This is a genomic window from Spirochaetota bacterium (assembly GCA_030154445.1).
In the GTDB taxonomy this organism is placed as follows: Bacteria; Spirochaetota; Brevinematia; order Brevinematales; family Brevinemataceae; genus Brevinema_A.
The window spans coordinates 94,829-116,006 of sequence record JAGUQW010000013.1 but is presented as its reverse complement, the minus strand read 5'-3'; the positions used below and the strand labels follow the sequence as shown (position 1 = coordinate 116,006).

Here is a 21,178-nt window from a genome sequence, read left to right as displayed (position 1 = left end):
CTATATTTGTAATTACATTAGTTTTATCAAAAGCTCTGTTAATTCTATTTGTTACTACTAATTCTGCTATATTTGTAATTACATTAGTAATATATCGATTAATATTAATAAAATTTGTTAATTCTGTTTCTGTTACATTAGTAATAACATTAGTTTTATTATGAGTAATATTAATCAAATTAGTTATCACTTGTTCTGTGACATTAGTTTTCACAGCATTAACGGTATTAGTAATGACAGCATCTCTCATATTAGTTTGAATAATTTGAAAATTAGTAATCCAACGAGGAGCAATTCTCAAACGAGTATTAGTAATAATATTATCCATTAATTTATAAGTATCATTTGTACGAACATTATCAATCCAACGAGGTACTAATTCCAGGCGTTGATTGGTTACGATACTTTTTAGCACATTAGTTACTAATTCATTTGTATCAATTGATTGGTAGGTAGATTTCCATGATGGAACAATCTCAATAAATTTCTTTTTAGCAATATCCATACGCCAATTTGTTTCGCCATTAATTCCAAATTCTAAATATTTATTTGTAATATCTCTATAGATTTCATTAGTAATATCTCTTGGTCTATTAATAAAATTATAATTAGTACGCCATAATGGTAATAATTCGATTTTCTCATTGGTAACAACATGATCAATAATATTTGTAATAAGATTGGTAATATTAATATTTGCATAATTAGTACGCCATAAAACAACAGGTTCATAAGAAACAACAGTATTTGTTTCCCATATTCTCATTACATTTGTTTGTACATTAGTTAGGAATTCACGATTCACAAATGTATAATTATTAGTTAATGTATTTGTTTCTACCACAAATACTCTATTTGTTATAACTTTTTCTGTTTGATTTGTGTATTCTTGAACAAGCATATTGGTAAGAGTTACTAATTCAATTTTAGGTCCTATATCAGATAAAGGAACTAAAAGAGAATATTGATTACTTGCTTGTACAGGTACAGGCATAGGAGGAAGAAAAGCAATTCCCTCTAAACTTGGTTCAGATACTGATGAACTAGGAAGAGAGTTCATTTGCATCATATCATTGATAGAAGGTCCTCTTGGAGTCCGTAAGCTTACTACAGGTTGAGCTTTAATAGTTGTTTCAAAACTCTCAGCAATCCAAGGTACGGATTGCATACTAACTACATTTTGTTTGTTTAAAGAAACTAGATATTGATCTGCCATACGAGATTCTGTAGATCTAGAAAAGCGTAGTCTTAATAAGCTAAATACATACAGTGCTTCTCTATATTGTTTAAGATTATAGAATGATTTGCCTGCATGTAATAGAATCAATCCTCCATTATCATAAGCCCAAGGTCTTAACTCTACTGCTTTTTCAAGAACGATTAACGCATTTTTGTATCCTCGTATAGAAATCAAAGCTTCTGTATAAAGCATATATGCCTGATACGCAGCTTCGTTATTAGGACCTTTTTTCAAGAATTCTTTAATAAGATTAATAGCTTGATTTGGTTTCTGAGCATCCAAAGCTATCATAGCTCTCAAATAAATTGAATAAGATGATTTTGATAATTTTAGAACTTCTACAGCAGCTTCAGGACTATCTAAGAGATAATAAATATCCCCTAATCTATCCAAAATTAATTCTCTATGAATAAAGTTGGGAAATCTTTCTTTAATAGTAAGTAGAATTCTTATTTTTCGTCTATAGTCTGTTTCAGAAATAGATAATACATACAGTGCATAAGGAGTATAACTAGATTCTGGATATTGTCTAATGAGATCCCTGTATAATACTCTAGCTGTTTCGTATTGTTGGTTTCTAAAAGCAATAGTTGCTCTATTATAAACAATATAAGCTTTTGTATCATTAGGAGACAAATTTAAAGGACCATCCGTTTCTTCAACAGGTATAATTAATTGTTCTGTACCAGGAATTTGACGAGAACGAGCTGGAGGAATCAATGGAGCAATGATATCTCTACCACCTAAAGATTCTGCCCCAACATCTTGTATATATGTTCTATTATTTCTTCCATTTAATATAGTATCTATAGATTGATCTAAAATAGTATTTTCACTAGGATTAATAATACCTTGTGTAAAATTAACCTGGCTAAGAAGAAATATATTTATAACAATAATTATTTTTTTCACATTGTTGCTCCATCAGATCTTCATAATATTCTTATTAAATATTTAAAGTAAAATTCTTTTTAAAAGTCGGAATATAGATATACAGATCTTAAACTATTTATTATATTTTATCAATATATTTCAAAATATTTTATAGGATAATTGAATTATTTAAAATAAAAGAACTCCTATGAAATTCATAGGAGTTCTTTATAATCCATCATTATTTTTATAGAATATGAATTGCATCTACAGGACATACTGCTACACATGATGAACAATCAATACAGATACTTCCATCAATTACACGAGCACCATCCCCTTCACTAATACAAGTTACAGGACATACAGATTCACATGATGCACAGTTAATACAAGAATCATTAATAAAATGTGGCATTAAATTCTCCTTAGTTAAAGATTTTTCTTTTTAATCTATATTTTATGAAATTTTATATAAGAAATTGGTCTTAAAGGACTCATCTTTCTATAAAATAGTGTCGGAAAGCTTTGGAATATATTTTCTTGCACCATAGGAGTAAATATACTTGTCCATTGAGGGAATTGAGTTAATATTTCTGCAACAGAATCTGCATATTCTTTGATATCAGTTACAAAAGATAATACTCCACCTTTTTTTAGAACTCTGACTAAATCAGTTACAAAAGATGGTCTAAAAAGTCTGTTTTTCCATTGTTTGTCTCTTAACCAAGGGTCTGGAAAATTAATATGAATAATATCTATAGAATTAGCTGGAAGTATACTTAAAACATCTTGACCATCATCAGCAAATAAAATAAAATTACTATTATATTCTCTAAGCAATCTTTTTTCTGTTTTTATGGCTCGTTTGCGAGAAATATCTACACCTATCCAAAAAACATCCTTATCATCAGGACAATGAGCTAACATATAATCACCATGACCACATCCCATATCAATTACTATAGTTTTGTCTTTTGGTAAATCTATGGTGGTTATTTCATCTTGAGAAGTATATATTTTTGGATGATCTGCTAAAGATAACATTATTTTTGAATCACTTGAGGTACAATAATACTATAATTATCAAGTTTGGGAATATTTTTAGCTAACTCTTCCGGAGTTAAGGTTGTGCCCACAATATCTTCTCTAAGTACTGTCGCTAATTCATAGCTTGATATATTTGCCGTGTGATTACCCAAGTCTAACTCTGTAATAGAAGCCACAAAATTTAAAATCCCTTCCATTTTGGTTTTGACCGTTTGTTTTTCTTCTTCATTCAAAGTAATATTTGCTAAACTCGCTATACGATCAATATTAAAAGACATATGACAAACTCCTAATTCTATTTATCACCATTCATATAAATATTTAGAATTATTAATAAATTATAAGATATTATAACTTTTTTCAAAAAAAAATACAATTAAAAATAAATATATTTATTTTTCAAAAAAACAACACAAATATTGAATTTTTGTGCATAAAAAACCGAAGAATTTTGTATTATGCAAATCATCTTATTATAATGATTTATACCTATTTCAAACAATCAATTGTGCAATTTTAATAAAAAACAACACATTAAAACCCAGAATCGCACAATTAGAACTCTTATATTTCAAACAGATCCAAGCTCTTGATTTTTTAGGAAAAAAATATAATAATAAGCTATCATAAAAAACAAATATCAAAACGAATATTTTTTATCATTTCAAAAAAAATATTATATATTAAGGAATTTTATTACTATGGAACTTTGGAACATCCTCCTTCAACATTTATCAAAAAATTTAGACAATGGTCTTTCAGGATCTTTACTCAAGCGTATTTACTTTAAAGAATGTCAAAATGATTATCTAATGATTCTTTTGGCAGAAGATCCTTTTACAAAAGGATGGTTTGAAAAAAGTTGTATTCCTATCTTAAAAGAATACTTATTACAAAACTCTCTCAACAAAGATTTTCGTATTGAAATGATACAAGAAGCTCGTATTATTACTTCTGAAATTATTGATTCTTATCAAGTAGATAAAATTTCTATAACACCAACTACCCAAACTACAACTCCACTAAAAACAAGCTCTATAAATCTTGCTTCTGAGTTTATATTTGATCATTTCATTCCAGGAAATTGTAATGATTTTGCTTACAAAGCCGCTCATATTGTTGTAGAAGATACCTGTTCCAAATACAATCCTCTTGTGATTGTCGGACCTATGGGAACAGGTAAAACACATTTAACACAATCTATCGTTCACAAATTTCATCACCAAAACCCAACAGCTACAGCTATTTATATAACTAGTGAAGATTTTACTAATGAATTTATTGAACATTTACAAAAGAAGAATATGCATGCTTTTCGTGAAAAATATAGACAATGTGATCTCTTAGTTATTGACGATATTCAAGGGATGCAATCTCGAGACTCTACTACAGAAGAATTAGAAAATGTTTTTAATGCTCTCATTTCTCGTGGTGTACAAATGGTATTTACTTCAGATAGACAGGTCAAAAAATTGAAAGATCTTAATCCTCGTCTTCGTACTCGTCTATCAGGAGGATTAACGGTAGATCTCAAAAATCCTGATTTTGAGACTAGAAAAGCTATTTTATTAGATATGGCTCAACGAGAAAATCATAAAGTTGACAATAAAATTATTGATCTTATTGCAGATACTATTGATCTTAATATTCGTGAATTAAAAAGCACTTTACTCAAATTATTTGCTTATGCTGATTTAAAGAAAAAAGATATCTCATTAAAACTCACCAAAGAAGTACTTAGTGATAAAATTCATATTGAAATTCCTCAAGATTTATCTGTTCCCGAAATTCAAAAAGCCGTTGCAGCCTACTATGGAATCAAAACAAGTGACATTAAATCAGATAGCAAACTTAGCTCAAAAGCACATCCTAGACAAATTGCTATGTATATTGCATCTAAACATACCAAATATACTTCTACAGAAATTGGATCATTATTCAGTAAATCTCACAGTACTGTACTGAGATCCACACAAAAAATAGAATCCGAAATGCCAAAAAATGTAAATTTAAGAAAAGATATCGATAAAATTCTTTTAGAAATATCAGAAACTCATCTTGTATAATAAAACACCCCCTTATTTGGGGGTGTTTTTCTAATTAATTTGCTGTACTTTTATAAATCAATATAAGACTAATAATGAGCTCTTTTAAAAAACAATCCTTCTGCAGGTACTGGTCTCCATTTTTTTAATGGTAATGCTTGTCCATTGAGGGAGTCTTTGATCTCATCAATAGTGATAATACCTTTTGCAACAGATAAAGATGTTCCTATTAATGTTCTTATCATTCCTCTAAGAAAACCCTCTCCTTTAATAAAAAATACAATATAATCATCTACTTGCTTTGCATAAAAATAATCTACATGCCTGATCATTGTTTTTTTTATTTTTTCTTGAGCACTATAACCATAACAAAATTGAGAAAAATCATGAGTACCTTTAAAAAGAGGTAACACTTCTTTTAATAATTCTATATCTAAGGATTCCCATTCATGAAAAACTTTTTTATGAAAACGAGGGGGTAAGATCTCTCCTATATGCATAAAATAACAATAAGTACGAGCTTTACAACAGAATGTCGCATGAAATTTATTACTCACCTCTTGTACATCATAAACTCGTATTTCAGCAGGTAATTTACTATTAAGAATACTTTTGATTTTATCTTTAGGTAAACAATCATTATGCGTTCTATAATGAGCTCTATATTGTAAAGCATGTGCACCTGAATCCGTACGCCCAGCCCCCCAAACAAATATTTTCTTTGAATATAATATAGATAACACTTCATTCAAAGTACCTTGTACGGTAGGAGCATTGATTTGTGTATGCCAACCACAAAAAGCAGATCCTTCATAGGATAGAAGTAATGAATAAGTTCTTTTTTCAGCCATTTTTCTCTCTTCTTATTTATTAATCATTTATACATTATACAAAATAACACAATATCATACAAGAATTTTCAAATAAAAAGAAAAAAATCTTGATTTCATTTCAAAAACTAGTTACAATTATACACTATACAATTATATTTTCTATAATTGTATTATAAATGTAAGGATATCAACAATATGAAAAAAAATATTTTTTACTGTTTTTTCTTTGTTTCTTGCGCAACAGAGAGGTTTTATATTAAAAACTCTTATGATATTATACAATACAAACAAATATCACCTCAAGAACTTACTCATATCTCAAAAACAATGCCAGTAAATAATTATCTTATTATTGATTTGCGAGCTCAAAGTTTGTATCAAAAAGAACATATCAACAATGCCATATCGCTTCCTTATAATAATCTTAAGAGTATTATTAATATTTCAAATATTTATAATTCTCAAATAATTTTTTATGATACTAAAAATATATATGATTTCACAATAATAAACATCATGAAAAAACTGAATATTACTAACTTTAACTTTCTTCAAGATGGTTTTAGCAAATGGACTAATGAAAATCGACCAACATCATCAACTAATAATTATATTTAGGAAAAACAATGACATACGATCCTTTTGGTATCAAAAATATTCGAGCCTTGCTCAATGATAATGGATTATATCTTTCTAAAAATAGAGGACAAAATTATCTTATTAATCGCCAAAGTGCAGAAAAAATTGTCAATATGTTACCTACTTTGAAAGAAAATGAAAAATATTTGGAAGTGGGAACAGGTCTCGGTGCTTTAACAGTATTGTTAGCCGAAAAAGGAGAAACCGTATCTTTAGAAATAGATAAGGGTGTCTACAATCTTGTCGCAAAAAATATGATTCATCCTAAGCTAACTTTACTACACAATGATTTTCTAAAATGGGATCAATATCCTAAAGATCAAGAATATGTTTTTATTTCTAATTTGCCTTATTCAATTTCGGGTGAAGCTATCAAACAATTCATTGAAAATAAAGCTTTTAAATTTGGAATATTAATGCTTCAAGCTGAATTTGCAGAGAGAATGGAAACATCAGCTGGTAATTCAAATTATGGTCCTCTTTCCGTCATTGCTCAGCATTTTCTTACCATTAAAAAATTATTTCCAGTTGGTAAAGGTAATTTTTTTCCTGAACCCAAAGTCGATTCTCTAGTAATTTCTATAGAAAAAAAAGAAACGTCTTTTAATCAAAAAGAATTCTCTATTTTTATTAAAACATGTTTTTTAGCAAAAAGAAAAACATTAGCAAATAATCTTGCGAATAGTCCTTGGGCTAATTCTATTATTACTAAAGATCCTATCTGTTCTCAAAGACCAGATGCTATTTCTCCTGAAAAATGGGCAGAATTATTTATACAAATAAAAGACTTATAATTCTACAATATAGTGAGTTTGTATCATTCCATTTTCGGTAAAACAAGATTTCATTTCAAGGAAAATAGTATTATAATTTTCTTGCGGAAACAAAGGAATCCCTTTTCCTAAAATGATTGGCACTATAGTAATACAATACTCATTAATAAGATTGTTTTTTATTAATTCTGCTGCTAAAGTCGCTCCACCTAATACCCAAATATCTTTACCTTCCTGTTTCTTTATTTCATTGACAAATGATACTAAATCAGTATCAACAAAATGTATACTGTCATATAAAGAATCTGTTTTTTGTGATGTCCAAACATAAGAAGTTTTATTTGGATAAGGCCATTGATTTGGACTTAATACATTTATAATTTGATCATAAGTATTACGCCCTATTAAAATAGTATCTACTTGTTGAAAAAATTCACTATAAAATTCATTCATTTTTTCAGATATTTGTTGTGGTAACCAATCTAAATTACCATCTATTCCTGATATATATCCATCCAAACTTTGAGCAATATATAAAATTACTTTTCTCATATTTTGTCCTTTATTTAAAAATTTAATCTAAAATATTATTAAAAAAGAGACCTATTAAAAAGTCTCTTTTTTGTATTTTATTTGATAATGATTGTATTATTTAACTGTTGATAATTGAACTGCACTAATATTTTGCTCTTTAAGAAGACTATTATTTCTTTCAATACGAAATCCTTCTTTAATTTTTGATACAAAATCAATCATCCATCTTTGTCGTTTTTGTTGAACTATTTGACTAATAATATAATCTTTTGATTGTTGAGCATTCAATCCTCTAGCTCTAAATTCTGCTCCATATTGAGCATAAGCTTGATCAATTTCTGGTTGAGAAACTGCAAACTCGTTACCATCTTCTGGCATATTTTTAGCTACATAAAGTTGAAATAAAGCTTGTTGTGCAGCATTACGAAATAATTTCATATTTTCTTGGTCTTCTAAAAAACCTTCTTCAATTGCTGTAGCAACTACAGCATATTGATTAATCATTGTTTCTAAAATTTCAGCTCTAGCAGCAGATTCATTTGCTGAGATTTGATTAAGTTGTTCTGCTGGAAGATTTTTTTTTACTTGATCATAAGCATTCGTAAAATCTGACAATGTTATTCCAAAATTTTCTATTTTAGCAAGATGATCCTTGTCTAATTTAGTAATAGTTGGCAATGCTAAAGAAAATGTAGCCTTTCCTGAGCTGTTTTGTTTCATTAATAAAGTTCCTATTAAAGTTAATATCACTCCAACAGTAAGTCCTATCACAGAACTTATTATTATATTTTTTTTCACAAGATCTCCTTTTATTATTAAGTTAGATAAAATCTATCTATATTTTTGTATATATCATAGCAATTTTTTACAAAAATATCAAATATAGAAGAGAAAATAAAAAAAATATTATATTTAATATATATTAATATATACCGATGTATACATAAATATTCTAGGAGACATTTATGAAATTTTATTTAATTCTATTTCTTTCACTCTTATCAACAAATACTTTGTTTTCTCAAAAATCTACAGACACCCCTCAAGATGTTGTTAAATTTGCTTTAACAGCCTTAACAAATGGTGATATAGATAAGCTCATTACAGTAACAGAAAATTTTGAATTGCGAAAAGCTAAAGAATTGTTAGCATCAATAGATAATAACACTACTAAAAAACAAGCACTTATTAATCAATACAAAACTCTTAAATCATGGGAAATCAAAGAGTCAAAAGAACATACTATTAATAGTAGAACAATTGCTATCGTCAGCACAAAATGGATTGTTATTCCTAATTTAGAAACAAAATCTGAAATTACTGACAACAATCAAACTATCTATGTTAATTATATGTTAGAACAATTTGATGGTAAATGGAAAATTATATCTAGAAAATCTATAAATTAAATAAAAATAACAATTCTCTTCAAAGAGGATTATTATTTATACTATCAAATACACTTTTATATATATTCGATTTGTAATTTAATGATTTGGGGTATGCCCTAGAGGAAGATGGTACTCTATATAACTGCATTTTTCTGCCTTTCCATTCAAATAATTCTTGTTCTCCAATATTAGGTAATTTAAGAATATGAAAATATTGCTGTATTATTTCTCCAGATTTCTTTCCTGTAGTAATAATAGTTTGACATTTTAAAGAGTTACTGAAAATTTTATCAAAATCTAAATAAGAAATTACTTCTAAAAATTTATCAGCTGCATTGTCTTGTAAGCGTATTACTTCATAAGCTACATCACCTACTCCTAGTTTGTATTGTTTTAGAAAATTACAGATCTTTTCTTTATTAAAATTTTTATGATTTTCATTAAGAAAATATTCTTTATTATCAAAAAAAATATTGCCAAAAATACGCCACATATCATTTTGAAAGTTAGGATAATAAAAATCCATTGTCCATTTTTCTTTTTTTGGTGGAAAACTTCCTAACATCAAAATTTCCATATTTTCAAATACAAAAGGTTCTAATTCATGTTGTTCTACATCCATATGTATCTCCTAATAATTGATTTATTTGTATAAATATTGTTACTAATTAGATTCCAAACTCTCTAACAAGTAAAATAATAGATGGTTCTATAAATTAAATATAAAAATTATTGAAATAAACTAAATAATAGTTTATTATATATAATAAGATTACACATAAAGAAGGATATTATAATGAAATTTATGATTTTACTAACAATACTTTTCAGTTCTTGTTCTTTAACAGAAATTGAAAAAAAATTTATTGATAATATACAAGGAACTTATCTTGATTCTACAAAAGAAGAGTTCATTATTGATACAAAAAATGGTGATTTTTTATATAATAGTACTCGATACACAATGATCAAAATTATTAGTGAAACAAATGCAACTTATTTATTAGATGATACTCAATATGCTGGAATAGTTTATCATCCTAAAAACAAAAAATTCGAAAAAGAACTCAAATATATATTTTCTACAAACCTTACAGAGACAGGTATTGATTTCAAAGAATCAGGAATAAGTCTTGGTATAAAAGACGCAAAAAAATAAATTTACAATCAAAAACATTATTTAAGTTTAAATCCTTCTCTATGATAAGGGCTTACTCCAAATTCTTGTAAAGCTAATCTATGTAATTTGGTGGGGTAGCCTTTATTTTTATTCCAATGATACATTGGAAATTCTTTATGTAACTCTAACATGATTTTATCACGCTCTGTTTTTGCCAAAATAGAGGCTGCTGCAATATGAAAACTTTTTTGATCCCCTTTAATTAAAGGTATTATATTTATATTAGGTAATTCTGAAAATTTTATCTTTATAGCATCCGTCAAAAGAACTTGAGTATTGATTTTTTTTTGAATTTCTAAAAAACATTTTATCATACCCCATTTTGATGCTTGATAAATATTCAATTCTTTTATTTGTGAAAGAGAAATCACTTCTATATGATAAGCTAGAGCAAGTTCTTTTATCTTAGGAGCTAATAAATCTCTTTTTTTTTCAGATATTTTTTTAGAATCAAAAATGTTGGGAATAACAATGTTTTTTTCAAATAAAACCCCAGCAACTACAAGAGGTCCTGCTAATGGTCCTCTACCAGCCTCATCTGTTCCTACGAAATAAGATTCACTAGTAACAGTCCCTAAAATATTTTGAACGATCTCTATATCATGTGAAACAGATAATTGCATTATTAATGTCCTATATTAATCAAAAAAATAACGCTGAGTATATCAGCGTTATTTTAATGAAATATTATATTTTTATTTGTTTTTTATTTTCACCTTTTTTGAGTGCTAACTCTTTAAGACGAGCTGCTTTACCAAAGAGCCCTCTTAAGAAGTATAATTTTGCACGACGAACTTTTGCACGACGAACAATTTCAATATGAGCAAGATATGGTGAATGAAAAGAAAAGACTCTTTCTACTGAAATACCAGCACTAACACGACGAACCATGAAAGTTTTACGATTCATTCCATGTTTAAAACAAAGAACAACTCCTTCATAAACTTGAACTCTTTCTTTTGTACCTTCAGTAATACGAACACTAACACGAATAGTATCACCAACTCCAAATTTTGGAAATTTTTCATCGTTATTTTGTTCTTCAAGTAATCTTAATTCAATATCATGTAATGTGTTTTTAATTTTTTTGTTATTGATAGATTTTTTCTCAACAATAGGAGTTACTTCTAACACTTCAACATTTTCTACATTTTCAGTAGTTGTATTATCAGTTGTCTTTTTTAAATCTTCGGACATCTCTATTCTCCCGTATTACTTTTTCAAAAGCATTTAATCTTTTTTGTAAAAGTATATTTTGTTTTTTTAGTTTTGTTAACGGATTTTTATTTTGAACATTGATATTACATAAAGGATAATCTCTAAGTAAATCAGGTCTTCGTAACCATGTTACGAATAATTGTTCTAAAAAACGATTGTCTTGTATTAGTTGATGATTCCCAGACCGTAAATACTCAGGAATCTCTTTATTTTCAAATTTAAGAGGTTTAGTATAATGAGGATATTCTAAAAGACCTTGTTGAAAAGATTCCTCTTCAACAGCATCCATTCTCAACACATTACCTGTCATTCTTAATACAGAGTCTATGAGAACTAAACTAGCTAATTCTCCTCCACTTAGCACATAATCACCTATAGAAATTTCTTCATTCACATAGTTATCAATAACTCGTTGATCAAGACCTTCATAGCGAGAAGCTAAAATAACAAGATGTTTTTTTTGAGAAAGTTCTTTTGCTTTTTTACTATTTAGAGGTATCCCTCTAGGAGACATATGAATAATATAAGCATCAGCATCTTCTTTTTTTACATCTGTAATTGCATTCGCAATTACATCAGCTCGGAATAACATTCCTGGACCAGGAGCAACACTTGTATCATCAACTTTCTTATAATCACCTAATCCCCAATCACGAAGATCTCTTGATATAATAGTCATCAGATTAGTTGCTCTTTTGACTATTCCATAGGAGAGAGCATCTGTAATCATTTGAGGGAAAAGTGATAAAACTGTTATTTTATCCATAACAATCTATAGTAACTCATCTAAATTATCAAAAAATACTTTTTTATCTTCAATTTTTATTGAAGATACATATCTTTCTGTGAAAGGTATTGCCAAATCTTGTTTTGTATCTTGTTGTTTAATAACAAAAAGCTCTTGTCCTGCAACTTCAAAAATATTGAAAATACTACCAATTTTTTGATCTTGATACCAAGCTTCCAAATCAATAAGATCTGTTATAAAATATTCCCCATCATCTGGAGATATCAAATATTCTTTTTTCATAAAGATAGGAACTAAACGCCAACTTTCAGCAATAGTACGATCAGTAATTTCTGTAAATATAACTTTCGCATACTCTGGATTTTCTGTGAATTTTAGAGAAGTAAAAGTTAACTCTCTAAATCCAACTTCACATTTCCTATCTTTAATATAGAATTCTTTCACATTTTTTAAATCGGATAACTCATCGATATAAAATAAAACTTTTAATTCACCTTTCACACCAAAAGGTTTTAAAATTCTACCTATTTCAACAAGATTATTAGACATTTCAGTTGCAGACATTAATTCTCCAACTATACAATAGCTCTAGCTTTTAAAACAAGCTGTGTAACTGTTTGTGATGGGATTGCACCCATTTTTATCCATTCATCAAAACGCGTAACATTAATCAGAATTTGATCTGAGCTTTCAACAGGTCTATAAGTACCTAAACTCTCAATATAAGCTCCATCACGAGCGTTTCTAGAATGTGCTACGACGACACGATAGTAAGGGGCTTTCTTCTTACCTAAACGCATTAAACGAATATTTGTTGACACAAATGTCCTCCAAAAAAAAATATCACTTCAAGTATTTTAATACATTTACACTGTTTTGTCAATGATTTTTAAAATTTTATATTATTTACAAATTTTTAAGAAAAATTTCTTGCAAGGAGATACTAGTGCATATTTTTCTAAAAAATTATTTTTATTTACCCAAACATCATCTAAAGAGCTTTTGTAATCAGCTTCGTCCAATAAACAAAATATTCTTTCTACCTTATTATTAGATATTCTATAACTTACCCTATCTATTTTTTCTCCAATTTTTGTATTCACTATAGGAAAATCATATAATCCTCTTCGTCTTGTCCCTGAAGTTATTTTTGAAATAAGATAATGGTCTTTTTTTTTAATTATTAAAGCATATTCCGTTATTAATTCAATTTTTGATTTAACTTTATCCCCAGGAAATTTCCATGGTTCTCCAGATCGATAAGCCCCACAAGGAAGTTTCAAAGGACAATCATCGCATTTAGCAGATTTAAGCGTACAAACCAAAGCTCCAAGCTCCATAATAGCTTGATTCCAAGCCCAAAATTCTTCTGTAGGAACTGTTTCTATTAACAACTGAGCCTTTGATCTTAATATTTGTTCAAAATCTTTATCTTGACGATCTAAGGTAAAAAAACGACCCAGCACTCTGTCAACATTAGTGTCGATTAGTGATACAGGCTTGTTAAAAGCAATAGAACTAACAGCCCCAGCCGTGTAAGGACCTATTCCAGGAAGTTTTTTTAATTCTTCAAATTCAGAAGGGATTTGATCTTCTTTTTGTAATAATTGAGCTGTTTTTAAAATATTTTTGGCTCTAGAATAATACCCTAAACCTGCCCATAGTAATAATACTTCATCTTCATTGGCCTTAGATAGTTTTTCCAAAGTAGGAAATCTCTCTATAAAACGCAAATAAAATTCTCTAACAGTAGCTACAGTAGTTTGCTGTAACATGATTTCAGAAATCCACACGCGATAAGGGGTAGGATTTTCTCTCCAAGGCATCTCTCTTTTATTAGTGTGAAACCATTTAAGTAGTGATAATTGTGTTTGTTTATTCATAATTTATGTAAATCTTTCCGTTTCACATTTTGTTTTTTCTATAACAATCTGGCTATCTTTAGGTGACAATTTCAAAGCCTCTACAAAGCATTTATCAGATTCTATATAATCTCTAGTCTCATGAAAAAATAATGCTGCTTGTAACCAAATATCAGGATTAAGCGGATCTTTTTCAAGAGATTTTTCAAACAAAGTTCTTGCTTCGTAGATTTTCCCTTGATTTTTAAGAATACTCCCTAACAAACTAAGTGCTTCCCCATGATCTGGGTCTTGTTCTATCAGTGCTGAAATCCATAATTGAGCATCATCATTTTTACCCCAATCAAAAAGCATGGCAGCATAATGATATCGTAACATTGGATCATTAGCATTATCTACTAATGCTTGTTCAAAAATTGCTTGAGACTCTTCGTACCTATCCATATCTGAAAATGTAACAGCAAGCAAAGTAATAGATTCAATATTATTAGGATCTAAACTCAAAGATTTTTGTAACATTTCTACAGCAGCTTCCAAACGATCTGACTCTGCTAATACAGATGCTAATTGAAAATAAGCTTGTGCATAATCAGGATAACTATTCACTAATGTCTGAGCATTATGAATAGCTTCTTCAAATTTACCATCTCTGACTAATAAATTTGAGTATGTTTGTAATGCTACCATATCAGCAGGATTTATTGCCAAAATACGCTTCAAAATAGATTCCGATTTGGAAAATTCACCCTTTCTAATTAGTAATAGTACATAGTTATTTAATACGGGTAAATCATTAGGATCTTGTACCAGAGCCTTATCATAAAACCATTCTGCTTCTTCAATACGATCTAATAAAAATAATAAATTAGCATAATTAAACTCAACACTAACATCTGATCCTAAATCTTCATTTTCGAGAAGAGCTTTTTTGAAAAACTCTTCAGCTTCATCAAAACGACCTAAATCTGCTAATAATAGTGCATAATTATTATAAATAAAAGGATCTTCTGGGATTTGTTTCATCATGAAACGATAATACCACTCTGCAGATCTAAATTTACTTTGTTCTGCTAGCTCATTTGCTTTATCCATTAATCTTTCTGATGCTAACATTTCTTGATCTAAAAATCTAACAAACAATCTATCAGCCGATTCAAATTCTCCAATTTCTACACAAAAAGTACCATATCTAAAATTCAAATTAGAATTATCTTTTTCCAAATGTAACAATCTGCTATAAATCAATTTTGTTTCTTTGTAACGACCTTGTTCTTGTAAAAAATTTGCATAACTAGATAATGCAGTAGTATGTTCCCCATCAATAGTTAGAATTTTTTGGTATATTTGTTCTGCAAATTCAATATCAGATTGAGATATTTTGTCAGCATATTCACCCCATAGAGAGATATCATCATCCTCCATCATCTCTAAAGTTTTTTTATTAAATTCCATATTTTCATCCCTCTTGCTTATTTAAAATCTAAAAACAATGATTTTAAATCTAATCCAGCTATTTGTTTTTCACTGTAAGTTTCTCTAATTCTTTCTTTTGCATTAATAAATTCAGAAGATGTCGCCCCATTACAAAGAGCCATATCAGCTTCTATATAAGCCCCTAAATGATCTGCTAAACGAACAATTGTTCCATCTCTTGGATTGAATTTATCTTTATTATATTCTGCCATTATTCCATTTTTATGTTCTACAATTTCATCATTTTGAATAGTTAGATCCGCAAATTCTTCATCAATAAAATAGAACATTTCCGCTCTTAATTTCTCAGGAATAAGCATTTTGAATTTTCTATCCATTTCTTCATGTTCAATTTTTTTTAGAAGGCTTCCCAAACCTGGAATATTTGTCTTCAACGGCGAAATAACATCTCTCGTGAACACTTCAGGAAGATCATGAAAAATTCCTGTAAAAAAATTATTATAAATGCGTTTCGGACAGGCATCCGACAGTAATGAAAAGAAATAACTCAACAGTGCTACATAAAAAGAATGTCCTAGTACAGAAGTATGTGGCTCTCTATGTAATTGTGCCCAACGCACTTGGAAACGCATTTGTCCAAACATTTTTACTAATTGAGAATAAGAAGAATAATTTTCATTCGCAAACAAATCTGTTTTGTTCTCTTCTCTAATATGTTTTGTTTCTAATTTTGCAATCAAATGCCGACGCAGTTCTATATGCTTGTTTTTGAGTAGTTCCATATCATTAGAAAGATCATCCATACCAAAACCAGTAGGATTTGCTAATTTTAACAAATCAAATTCCCAAAGCGTTGCATCAGCACGAGCAATATCAATAATTTGCCTTGTTAAAGTATTAGTATTTTCATAAGGATGATCACACCAATGAGAAAATTTGTTAATAAATTCTCTTGGTAATCCATCCAAATAAGGAAGCATTGTTTTTTTTACAAAAGTTCTCAATGCTTTGTATTGGCTATCATTAGCTTTTATTTTTGCAAATACAGGCGGTTTTATATCAGTAATAATAATTCTTTCTAAATATCGAAATACATATTGTTCTATAAGATCTTGCATATCTATCTCTTCTTCATCTTCTATAGATCGAGCCAAAAAATAAGCCAAACTAATAGAATGAGCCTGCCTATCTGCTTCTACTAATTCTGTCGGTCGGAGTTGATCATTCCAACGTTGCATTGTAAATCCATCAAATAATTTTACAATTAGACTTTTGCGTATCATCCTCACTCCTATATATCATAAATATACTATAACATATAGTATAAAATAACTTATTCTTTATTGCAAAGATCAATCGTCTATTTTAATTAATTTATATACTCAATATATTGACAATATACTAAGTAATACCTATAATAGTGTAGGTATTTAAAATGATTATACACAAGGAACTTATTTATGAAATTTATAATAAAAAAATATTTATGGATCGCTGTTTTTATACTTGGATTAGTCTCTTGCGAAGAAGCTCCTAACAATTTCTCAAAAGAAGCAAATAGTTTTCTCAATGCAATAGATAACAAAGACTATAACGGTGTAGGATCTTATTCTGATTCTACTTTTTCTGCTTTTCGTACTATTATTTCTGAATTCAAAAAAAATGGTGACCCTAGTGATCCATTAAAATTTCAAAATACTAGAAATAGTGGCGCGAGTCCCACAGATGCTGTTTATCGTTTTCGTAAAACTTCTACAGGAGAGCTTGGACAGTATGTAGGTATTATCATAGAAAATAGTGGTGACACTATGTTACGGACATCTGAGGCTGATACAGAAATTGATATCAATTGGTCTACAGCAAAACAATTTGCTACTAAAAAATAAACACAATAATAAATCAAAAAAAGCCCCTGCCTAAGCATGGGGCTTTTTTATTATCTATTTGATTTTAAGCTAATAATTGAACTAATTGATTTAAATCTTTTGCATTTTCACCAATAAGTTCTTTTACATTTTCACCAATAATAATAGTAGGAAATGCTGTTACCCCATATTTTTCAGAATATTCTTTAAAGGCTGGCCCTTCAATCATATAAGATTTGATATTATCATTTTCTATCGCAAGTCTGTGGATATTCATTACAGCCTGTGGACATTGAGGACATGTGAGTGAAATATAAGCATACAAATAAGTAGGCGTTGTAATTGCATCAATAATTTTTTTATGTTCCACAGAAAGAGCTTCTATTTTACCTGAAACTTCTAACAAAGACATCATAAAAGAATTCATTTCATAGCCCCCAGGAGTACCATAAAATCCAACCCCTTTCAAGGATTCATCTTCTCTACTTACAAATATTACTGGGGTGTCAAAAGCACCCCATTCTTTCGCTTTGTCTTTGTCTGATTCTATATCATAAGTAATTAGAGATATTTTTGAAGAAAATTCTACAAATTCTGTTACAAAAGTTTCTGTTTCTTTACTTTTTTCATTATTCCCTTTAAAGAAAATAACTTTAACAGGATTAATCATTTTTTCTAAAATTCCAGATAACTGTTTTATTTGTGCTTCATCAAACATTGGCATATTTTTATCCTATTTTTATATTTTGTTTTAATTATAGAGTTATGACATAATTATAAACAGCTAGTGCTGCTTTTGCACCTTCTCCAGCTGCAATCACTACTTGTTTGAAAGGTACTGTTGTAACATCTCCCGCTGCAAATATTCCCTGTATTTTGGTAGAACAGTCTGCATTAATTTCGATTTCACCAATCTTATTTTTAATAGAATCTGGTACAAAATTACTTGCAGGAATTAATCCTATTTCAACAAAAATACCGTCTGTTTTGATAATTTCTTCTGTATTAGTTTTAGTATTTTTTACAATTAATTTGTCTACAGCATCTGTTCCTTCAATACGCAGACAAACAGAATCATAAACTACACTAACTCTACTATCATTAAGAACTTTTTCTTTCAATACAGCATCAGAAGTTAATTCAGAAATATTTTGAACAATAACAACTTCACTAGCATAACTAAGCATATCAATAGCAGCTTCGACACCACTATTACCACCACCAACAACTACAACTTTTTTATTCTCAAAAATAGGACCATCACAAGTGGTACAATAAGCAACCCCCCGTCCAACAAATTCTTTTTCACCAGGAATACCTAGAGGGCGTGGAGATTTGCCTGTAGCAACTATAATGGATTTGGCTTGGTATGTTTTGCCATCAGTACACGAGATGTGTTTGATAAGCTCTTCGTGAGTAATATTTGTTACTTTGGTATTTTTTTTAATAGGTATATCAAACTGTTGGACATGATCATAAAAACGATTAACAAGTACAGAACTTTTGATATCTATATCTCCTATCCAATTTTCGATAGAAGAGCTAGTGATGATTTGACCACCAATATCATCTGTAATCGCAGCAACTTTTAATTTTTTACGAGCTGCATAGAGCACAGCATTCAAAGCTGCAGGACCACCGCCAATTACTAAAACATCATAAATTTCATTCTCTAAAACGGTATGTTCTGAAGATGAAAAAGACGCTAAATCTATTTGAAAATCCATATTTATCTCTCTTATTTTAATTTTAATCCAAAAATAGTATCTCTTAAATTTGATGAGATACTATTTGAGATTTATATTTATATATTTCCAAAGAAATCTTCCATACCTGCAACACTTTCTTTCATAGTTTCATCTCCTGGTTTCCAATTTGCAGGACAAACTTCACCATTTTTTTCAAAAAATAACCATGCATCAATAACTCGTAAAGTTTCTTCTACAGAACGCCCTAGAGGTTTGTCATATACTTGTTCCATACGAACAATAAAATCTTTATCAATGAAAAAAGATCCTCTTAAGGCAACTCCTTCTTCTATTAATACTCCATAATCTCGTGAAATTGATTTCGTTAAATCAGCTACAATAGGATAGACAACATCTTCGATTCCACCCTTTGCTCTTGGTGTTTTTAACCAAGCAGAATGCGACATTACAGAATCTACTGAACAAGCAAGAACTTTTACACCACGCTTTTCAAACTCAGCAATACTATCACTAAAAGCATGTAATTCGGTAGGACAAACAAATGTAAAATCTAAAGGATAAAAGAAGAAGAAAATCGGCTGTCCTTTATAATCCGATAAACGGATATCTTTGATATCCCCTTTCTCAACAGCTTGAGCTGTAAAATCTGGTGCAGGTCTATTCACTAAACTCATAAATTCCTCCATAGAATATATTAAATTATATATACTATACTATATTATATTATATTATATTATAGTATATTTTGATTTTCTTGTTGTAATCTCTCAAATAAAAACGGTGCTAATTCGTCAATTTCATGGGGAGATATATCTGTGATTTTATCTACTAGTAATCTAGTAAAAGATGCATACATCATTTGTGGAGATATTTGAGTTATTTTATCTAAATTCCAATGAATTCTAGTAACATCTATACCGTTTTTATTTAATATTTTTTTAAATCGTGCTATTAATTCTGACAATGAATACTCAGAAAAAGAAACACTTCCTTGTACAGACAAAACTACTTCACAATAAGAATTATTCGCTAATTCTTTTGTAGCAAATAATAATTTCTCTTCAATGTCTATTGATGAATCTACCACAGATAAATTCACCACACTATATTCATTATATACCACAGGCAAAATAACTCGCTCCATTTTCCATGTTTCTGTATCAATAATAGCAACAAAACGAGCTCCTTTGTCTGATTTACGAGTTTGACGCGGTGCTCCAGGATTGACAACTAAAGTTCCTCTTTCCCATTTTTCAAACCAAGTATGATAATGGCCTAATGCTACATAATTATAAATATCACAAACATCTTTAGAAGCTATAGGAAAATAAGTATTTTCATTTCTAGCATTGTAAGTACCATGAGTAATTAATATAGAAGAGGGAAATTGTGGTATATTAATATCTGATAATAATACACTGCTTTGATAAGGAACACAAACAAAATAAATATCTTCAATTTGGGCTACAGAAAAAGGCTCCTCATTAGCTACAATAACATTAGCAGCGAGTTCTGTTCTATCTTTTAGATACGCTACATCATGATTACCAGGCACAATCAAAATATCACCATAAAATTGCTCCCAAATTGGTAAGAGTGCGTTTTCCAAAACTCTACCATTTGCAGCTGCATCAAACAAATCTCCCGCAATAATAATCAAATCTACACTTTCTTTGTTTGCAACATGAATAATCGATTCTACAATAGAAAGATGTTCTTTTTTCTTTAGATGAATATCTGCCGTATGTAATATTCTCATATCATTTCCTTACAATTATATAATA

Annotated in this window: 26 protein-coding genes; 6 read left to right on the top strand and 20 right to left on the bottom strand. The window is 29.0% G+C overall.

Annotation, left to right across the window (positions count from 1 at the left end; genetic code table 11):
- The 4 genes from KFW21_06805 to gatC form a co-directional block, all read right to left on the bottom strand.
- Positions 1–2,152: tetratricopeptide repeat protein (locus KFW21_06805; protein MDK2819140.1), on the bottom strand; the 2,152-nt coding region annotated here is incomplete at its 3' end.
- A 208-nt stretch (positions 2,153–2,360) separates the two neighbouring features.
- Positions 2,361–2,531: a 4Fe-4S binding protein gene (locus tag KFW21_06800; GenBank protein ID MDK2819139.1), complete on the bottom strand. Its 171-nt coding sequence runs from the start codon at positions 2,529–2,531 to the stop codon at positions 2,361–2,363.
- 35 nt (positions 2,532–2,566) lie between these two features.
- Positions 2,567–3,160, bottom strand: coding sequence for a methyltransferase domain-containing protein (locus tag KFW21_06795; protein ID MDK2819138.1), 594 nt, complete (start codon positions 3,158–3,160; stop codon positions 2,567–2,569).
- A complete protein-coding gene (gatC, locus tag KFW21_06790; GenBank protein ID MDK2819137.1) occupies positions 3,160–3,441 on the bottom strand; it encodes an Asp-tRNA(Asn)/Glu-tRNA(Gln) amidotransferase subunit GatC in 282 nt (93 codons plus the stop codon). Before gatC ends, KFW21_06795 begins: the two co-directional genes overlap by 1 nt.
- Before the next feature lie 423 nt (positions 3,442–3,864).
- On the opposite strand from gatC, the gene dnaA reads away from it, so the two are divergent.
- Entirely contained in the window at positions 3,865–5,229 is a 1,365-nt protein-coding gene (gene dnaA / locus KFW21_06785) for a chromosomal replication initiator protein DnaA (GenBank protein ID MDK2819136.1), read from the top strand.
- Between the two features lie 68 nt (positions 5,230–5,297).
- Here dnaA and truA read toward each other — a convergent pair whose 3' ends face one another.
- Entirely contained in the window at positions 5,298–6,059 is a 762-nt protein-coding gene (gene truA / locus KFW21_06780; GenBank protein ID MDK2819135.1) for a tRNA pseudouridine(38-40) synthase TruA, read from the bottom strand.
- Positions 6,060–6,236: 177 nt separating this feature from the next.
- Here truA and KFW21_06775 point away from each other — a divergent pair, with 177 nt between their 5' ends.
- Entirely contained in the window at positions 6,237–6,659 is a 423-nt protein-coding gene (locus KFW21_06775) for a rhodanese-like domain-containing protein (GenBank protein ID MDK2819134.1), read from the top strand.
- 8 nt (positions 6,660–6,667) lie between these two features.
- Complete coding sequence (rsmA, locus tag KFW21_06770) at positions 6,668–7,474, top strand: ribosomal RNA small subunit methyltransferase A (GenBank protein MDK2819133.1); 807 nt, start codon at positions 6,668–6,670, stop codon at positions 7,472–7,474.
- Here the strand turns inward: rsmA and KFW21_06765 are convergent.
- Together KFW21_06765 and KFW21_06760 are read right to left on the bottom strand one after the other, a co-directional pair.
- Entirely contained in the window at positions 7,469–8,005 is a 537-nt protein-coding gene (locus KFW21_06765; protein ID MDK2819132.1) for a dihydrofolate reductase, read from the bottom strand. The genes rsmA and KFW21_06765 overlap by 6 nt on opposite strands.
- A gap of 96 nt (positions 8,006–8,101) precedes the next feature.
- Positions 8,102–8,785, bottom strand: coding sequence for a hypothetical protein (locus KFW21_06760; GenBank protein MDK2819131.1), 684 nt, complete (start codon positions 8,783–8,785; stop codon positions 8,102–8,104).
- A 167-nt stretch (positions 8,786–8,952) separates the two neighbouring features.
- Between KFW21_06760 and KFW21_06755 the strand changes: the two genes are divergently transcribed.
- Complete coding sequence (locus tag KFW21_06755; protein ID MDK2819130.1) at positions 8,953–9,396, top strand: hypothetical protein; 444 nt, start codon at positions 8,953–8,955, stop codon at positions 9,394–9,396.
- A gap of 19 nt (positions 9,397–9,415) precedes the next feature.
- Here the strand turns inward: KFW21_06755 and KFW21_06750 are convergent, their stop codons facing one another.
- The gene (locus KFW21_06750) at positions 9,416–10,006 is read right to left on the bottom strand and encodes a uracil-DNA glycosylase family protein (GenBank protein MDK2819129.1); all 591 of its coding nucleotides are present in this window, start codon (positions 10,004–10,006) and stop codon (positions 9,416–9,418) included.
- A gap of 168 nt (positions 10,007–10,174) precedes the next feature.
- Here KFW21_06750 and KFW21_06745 point away from each other — a divergent pair, with 168 nt between their 5' ends.
- Positions 10,175–10,537 carry a hypothetical protein gene (locus tag KFW21_06745; protein ID MDK2819128.1) on the top strand — a complete coding sequence of 121 codons (363 nt, stop codon included), beginning with the start codon at positions 10,175–10,177 and terminating at the stop codon, positions 10,535–10,537.
- A gap of 17 nt (positions 10,538–10,554) precedes the next feature.
- Here KFW21_06745 and KFW21_06740 read toward each other — a convergent pair whose 3' ends face one another.
- The 8 genes from KFW21_06740 to KFW21_06705 all read right to left on the bottom strand — a co-directional run bounded on the left by KFW21_06740 (position 10,555) and on the right by KFW21_06705 (position 17,103).
- Positions 10,555–11,181 (bottom strand): ribonuclease HII, encoded by a 627-nt coding sequence (locus KFW21_06740; protein ID MDK2819127.1) that lies wholly within the window; start codon positions 11,179–11,181, stop codon positions 10,555–10,557.
- A gap of 64 nt (positions 11,182–11,245) precedes the next feature.
- Positions 11,246–11,755: a 50S ribosomal protein L19 gene (gene rplS, locus KFW21_06735; GenBank protein ID MDK2819126.1), complete on the bottom strand. Its 510-nt coding sequence runs from the start codon at positions 11,753–11,755 to the stop codon at positions 11,246–11,248.
- Positions 11,727–12,542, bottom strand: a complete 816-nt coding sequence (gene trmD, locus KFW21_06730; protein MDK2819125.1) for a tRNA (guanosine(37)-N1)-methyltransferase TrmD — start codon at positions 12,540–12,542, stop codon at positions 11,727–11,729. Before trmD ends, rplS begins: the two co-directional genes overlap by 29 nt.
- Positions 12,543–12,548: 6 nt before the next feature.
- Positions 12,549–13,088, bottom strand: a complete 540-nt coding sequence (gene rimM / locus KFW21_06725) for a 16S rRNA processing protein RimM (protein ID MDK2819124.1) — start codon at positions 13,086–13,088, stop codon at positions 12,549–12,551.
- A gap of 11 nt (positions 13,089–13,099) precedes the next feature.
- On the bottom strand, positions 13,100–13,345 hold the full coding sequence (gene rpsP / locus KFW21_06720) for a 30S ribosomal protein S16 (protein MDK2819123.1): 246 nt from the start codon (positions 13,343–13,345) through the stop codon (positions 13,100–13,102).
- Between the two features lie 81 nt (positions 13,346–13,426).
- Positions 13,427–14,407 carry an A/G-specific adenine glycosylase gene (gene mutY / locus KFW21_06715; GenBank protein ID MDK2819122.1) on the bottom strand — a complete coding sequence of 327 codons (981 nt, stop codon included), beginning with the start codon at positions 14,405–14,407 and terminating at the stop codon, positions 13,427–13,429.
- Positions 14,408–14,410: 3 nt separating this feature from the next.
- Positions 14,411–15,838, bottom strand: a complete 1,428-nt coding sequence (locus KFW21_06710; protein MDK2819121.1) for a tetratricopeptide repeat protein — start codon at positions 15,836–15,838, stop codon at positions 14,411–14,413.
- Between the two features lie 17 nt (positions 15,839–15,855).
- Positions 15,856–17,103, bottom strand: a complete 1,248-nt coding sequence (locus tag KFW21_06705) for an HD domain-containing protein (GenBank protein MDK2819120.1) — start codon at positions 17,101–17,103, stop codon at positions 15,856–15,858.
- Between the two features lie 177 nt (positions 17,104–17,280).
- On the opposite strand from KFW21_06705, the gene KFW21_06700 reads away from it, so the two are divergent.
- Positions 17,281–17,706 carry a hypothetical protein gene (locus KFW21_06700; protein ID MDK2819119.1) on the top strand — a complete coding sequence of 142 codons (426 nt, stop codon included), beginning with the start codon at positions 17,281–17,283 and terminating at the stop codon, positions 17,704–17,706.
- Positions 17,707–17,770: 64 nt separating this feature from the next.
- Here the strand turns inward: KFW21_06700 and KFW21_06695 are convergent, their stop codons facing one another.
- The 4 genes from KFW21_06695 to KFW21_06680 all read right to left on the bottom strand — a co-directional run bounded on the left by KFW21_06695 (position 17,771) and on the right by KFW21_06680 (position 21,153).
- A complete protein-coding gene (locus tag KFW21_06695; protein ID MDK2819118.1) occupies positions 17,771–18,409 on the bottom strand; it encodes a thioredoxin family protein in 639 nt (212 codons plus the stop codon).
- Between the two features lie 31 nt (positions 18,410–18,440).
- On the bottom strand, positions 18,441–19,412 hold the full coding sequence (locus KFW21_06690; GenBank protein MDK2819117.1) for an FAD-dependent oxidoreductase: 972 nt from the start codon (positions 19,410–19,412) through the stop codon (positions 18,441–18,443).
- Positions 19,413–19,489: 77 nt separating this feature from the next.
- Positions 19,490–20,068 carry a peroxiredoxin gene (locus tag KFW21_06685; GenBank protein ID MDK2819116.1) on the bottom strand — a complete coding sequence of 193 codons (579 nt, stop codon included), beginning with the start codon at positions 20,066–20,068 and terminating at the stop codon, positions 19,490–19,492.
- Between the two features lie 59 nt (positions 20,069–20,127).
- Entirely contained in the window at positions 20,128–21,153 is a 1,026-nt protein-coding gene (locus tag KFW21_06680) for a metallophosphoesterase family protein (GenBank protein ID MDK2819115.1), read from the bottom strand.
- Between the last annotated feature and the right edge of the window lie 25 nt (positions 21,154–21,178).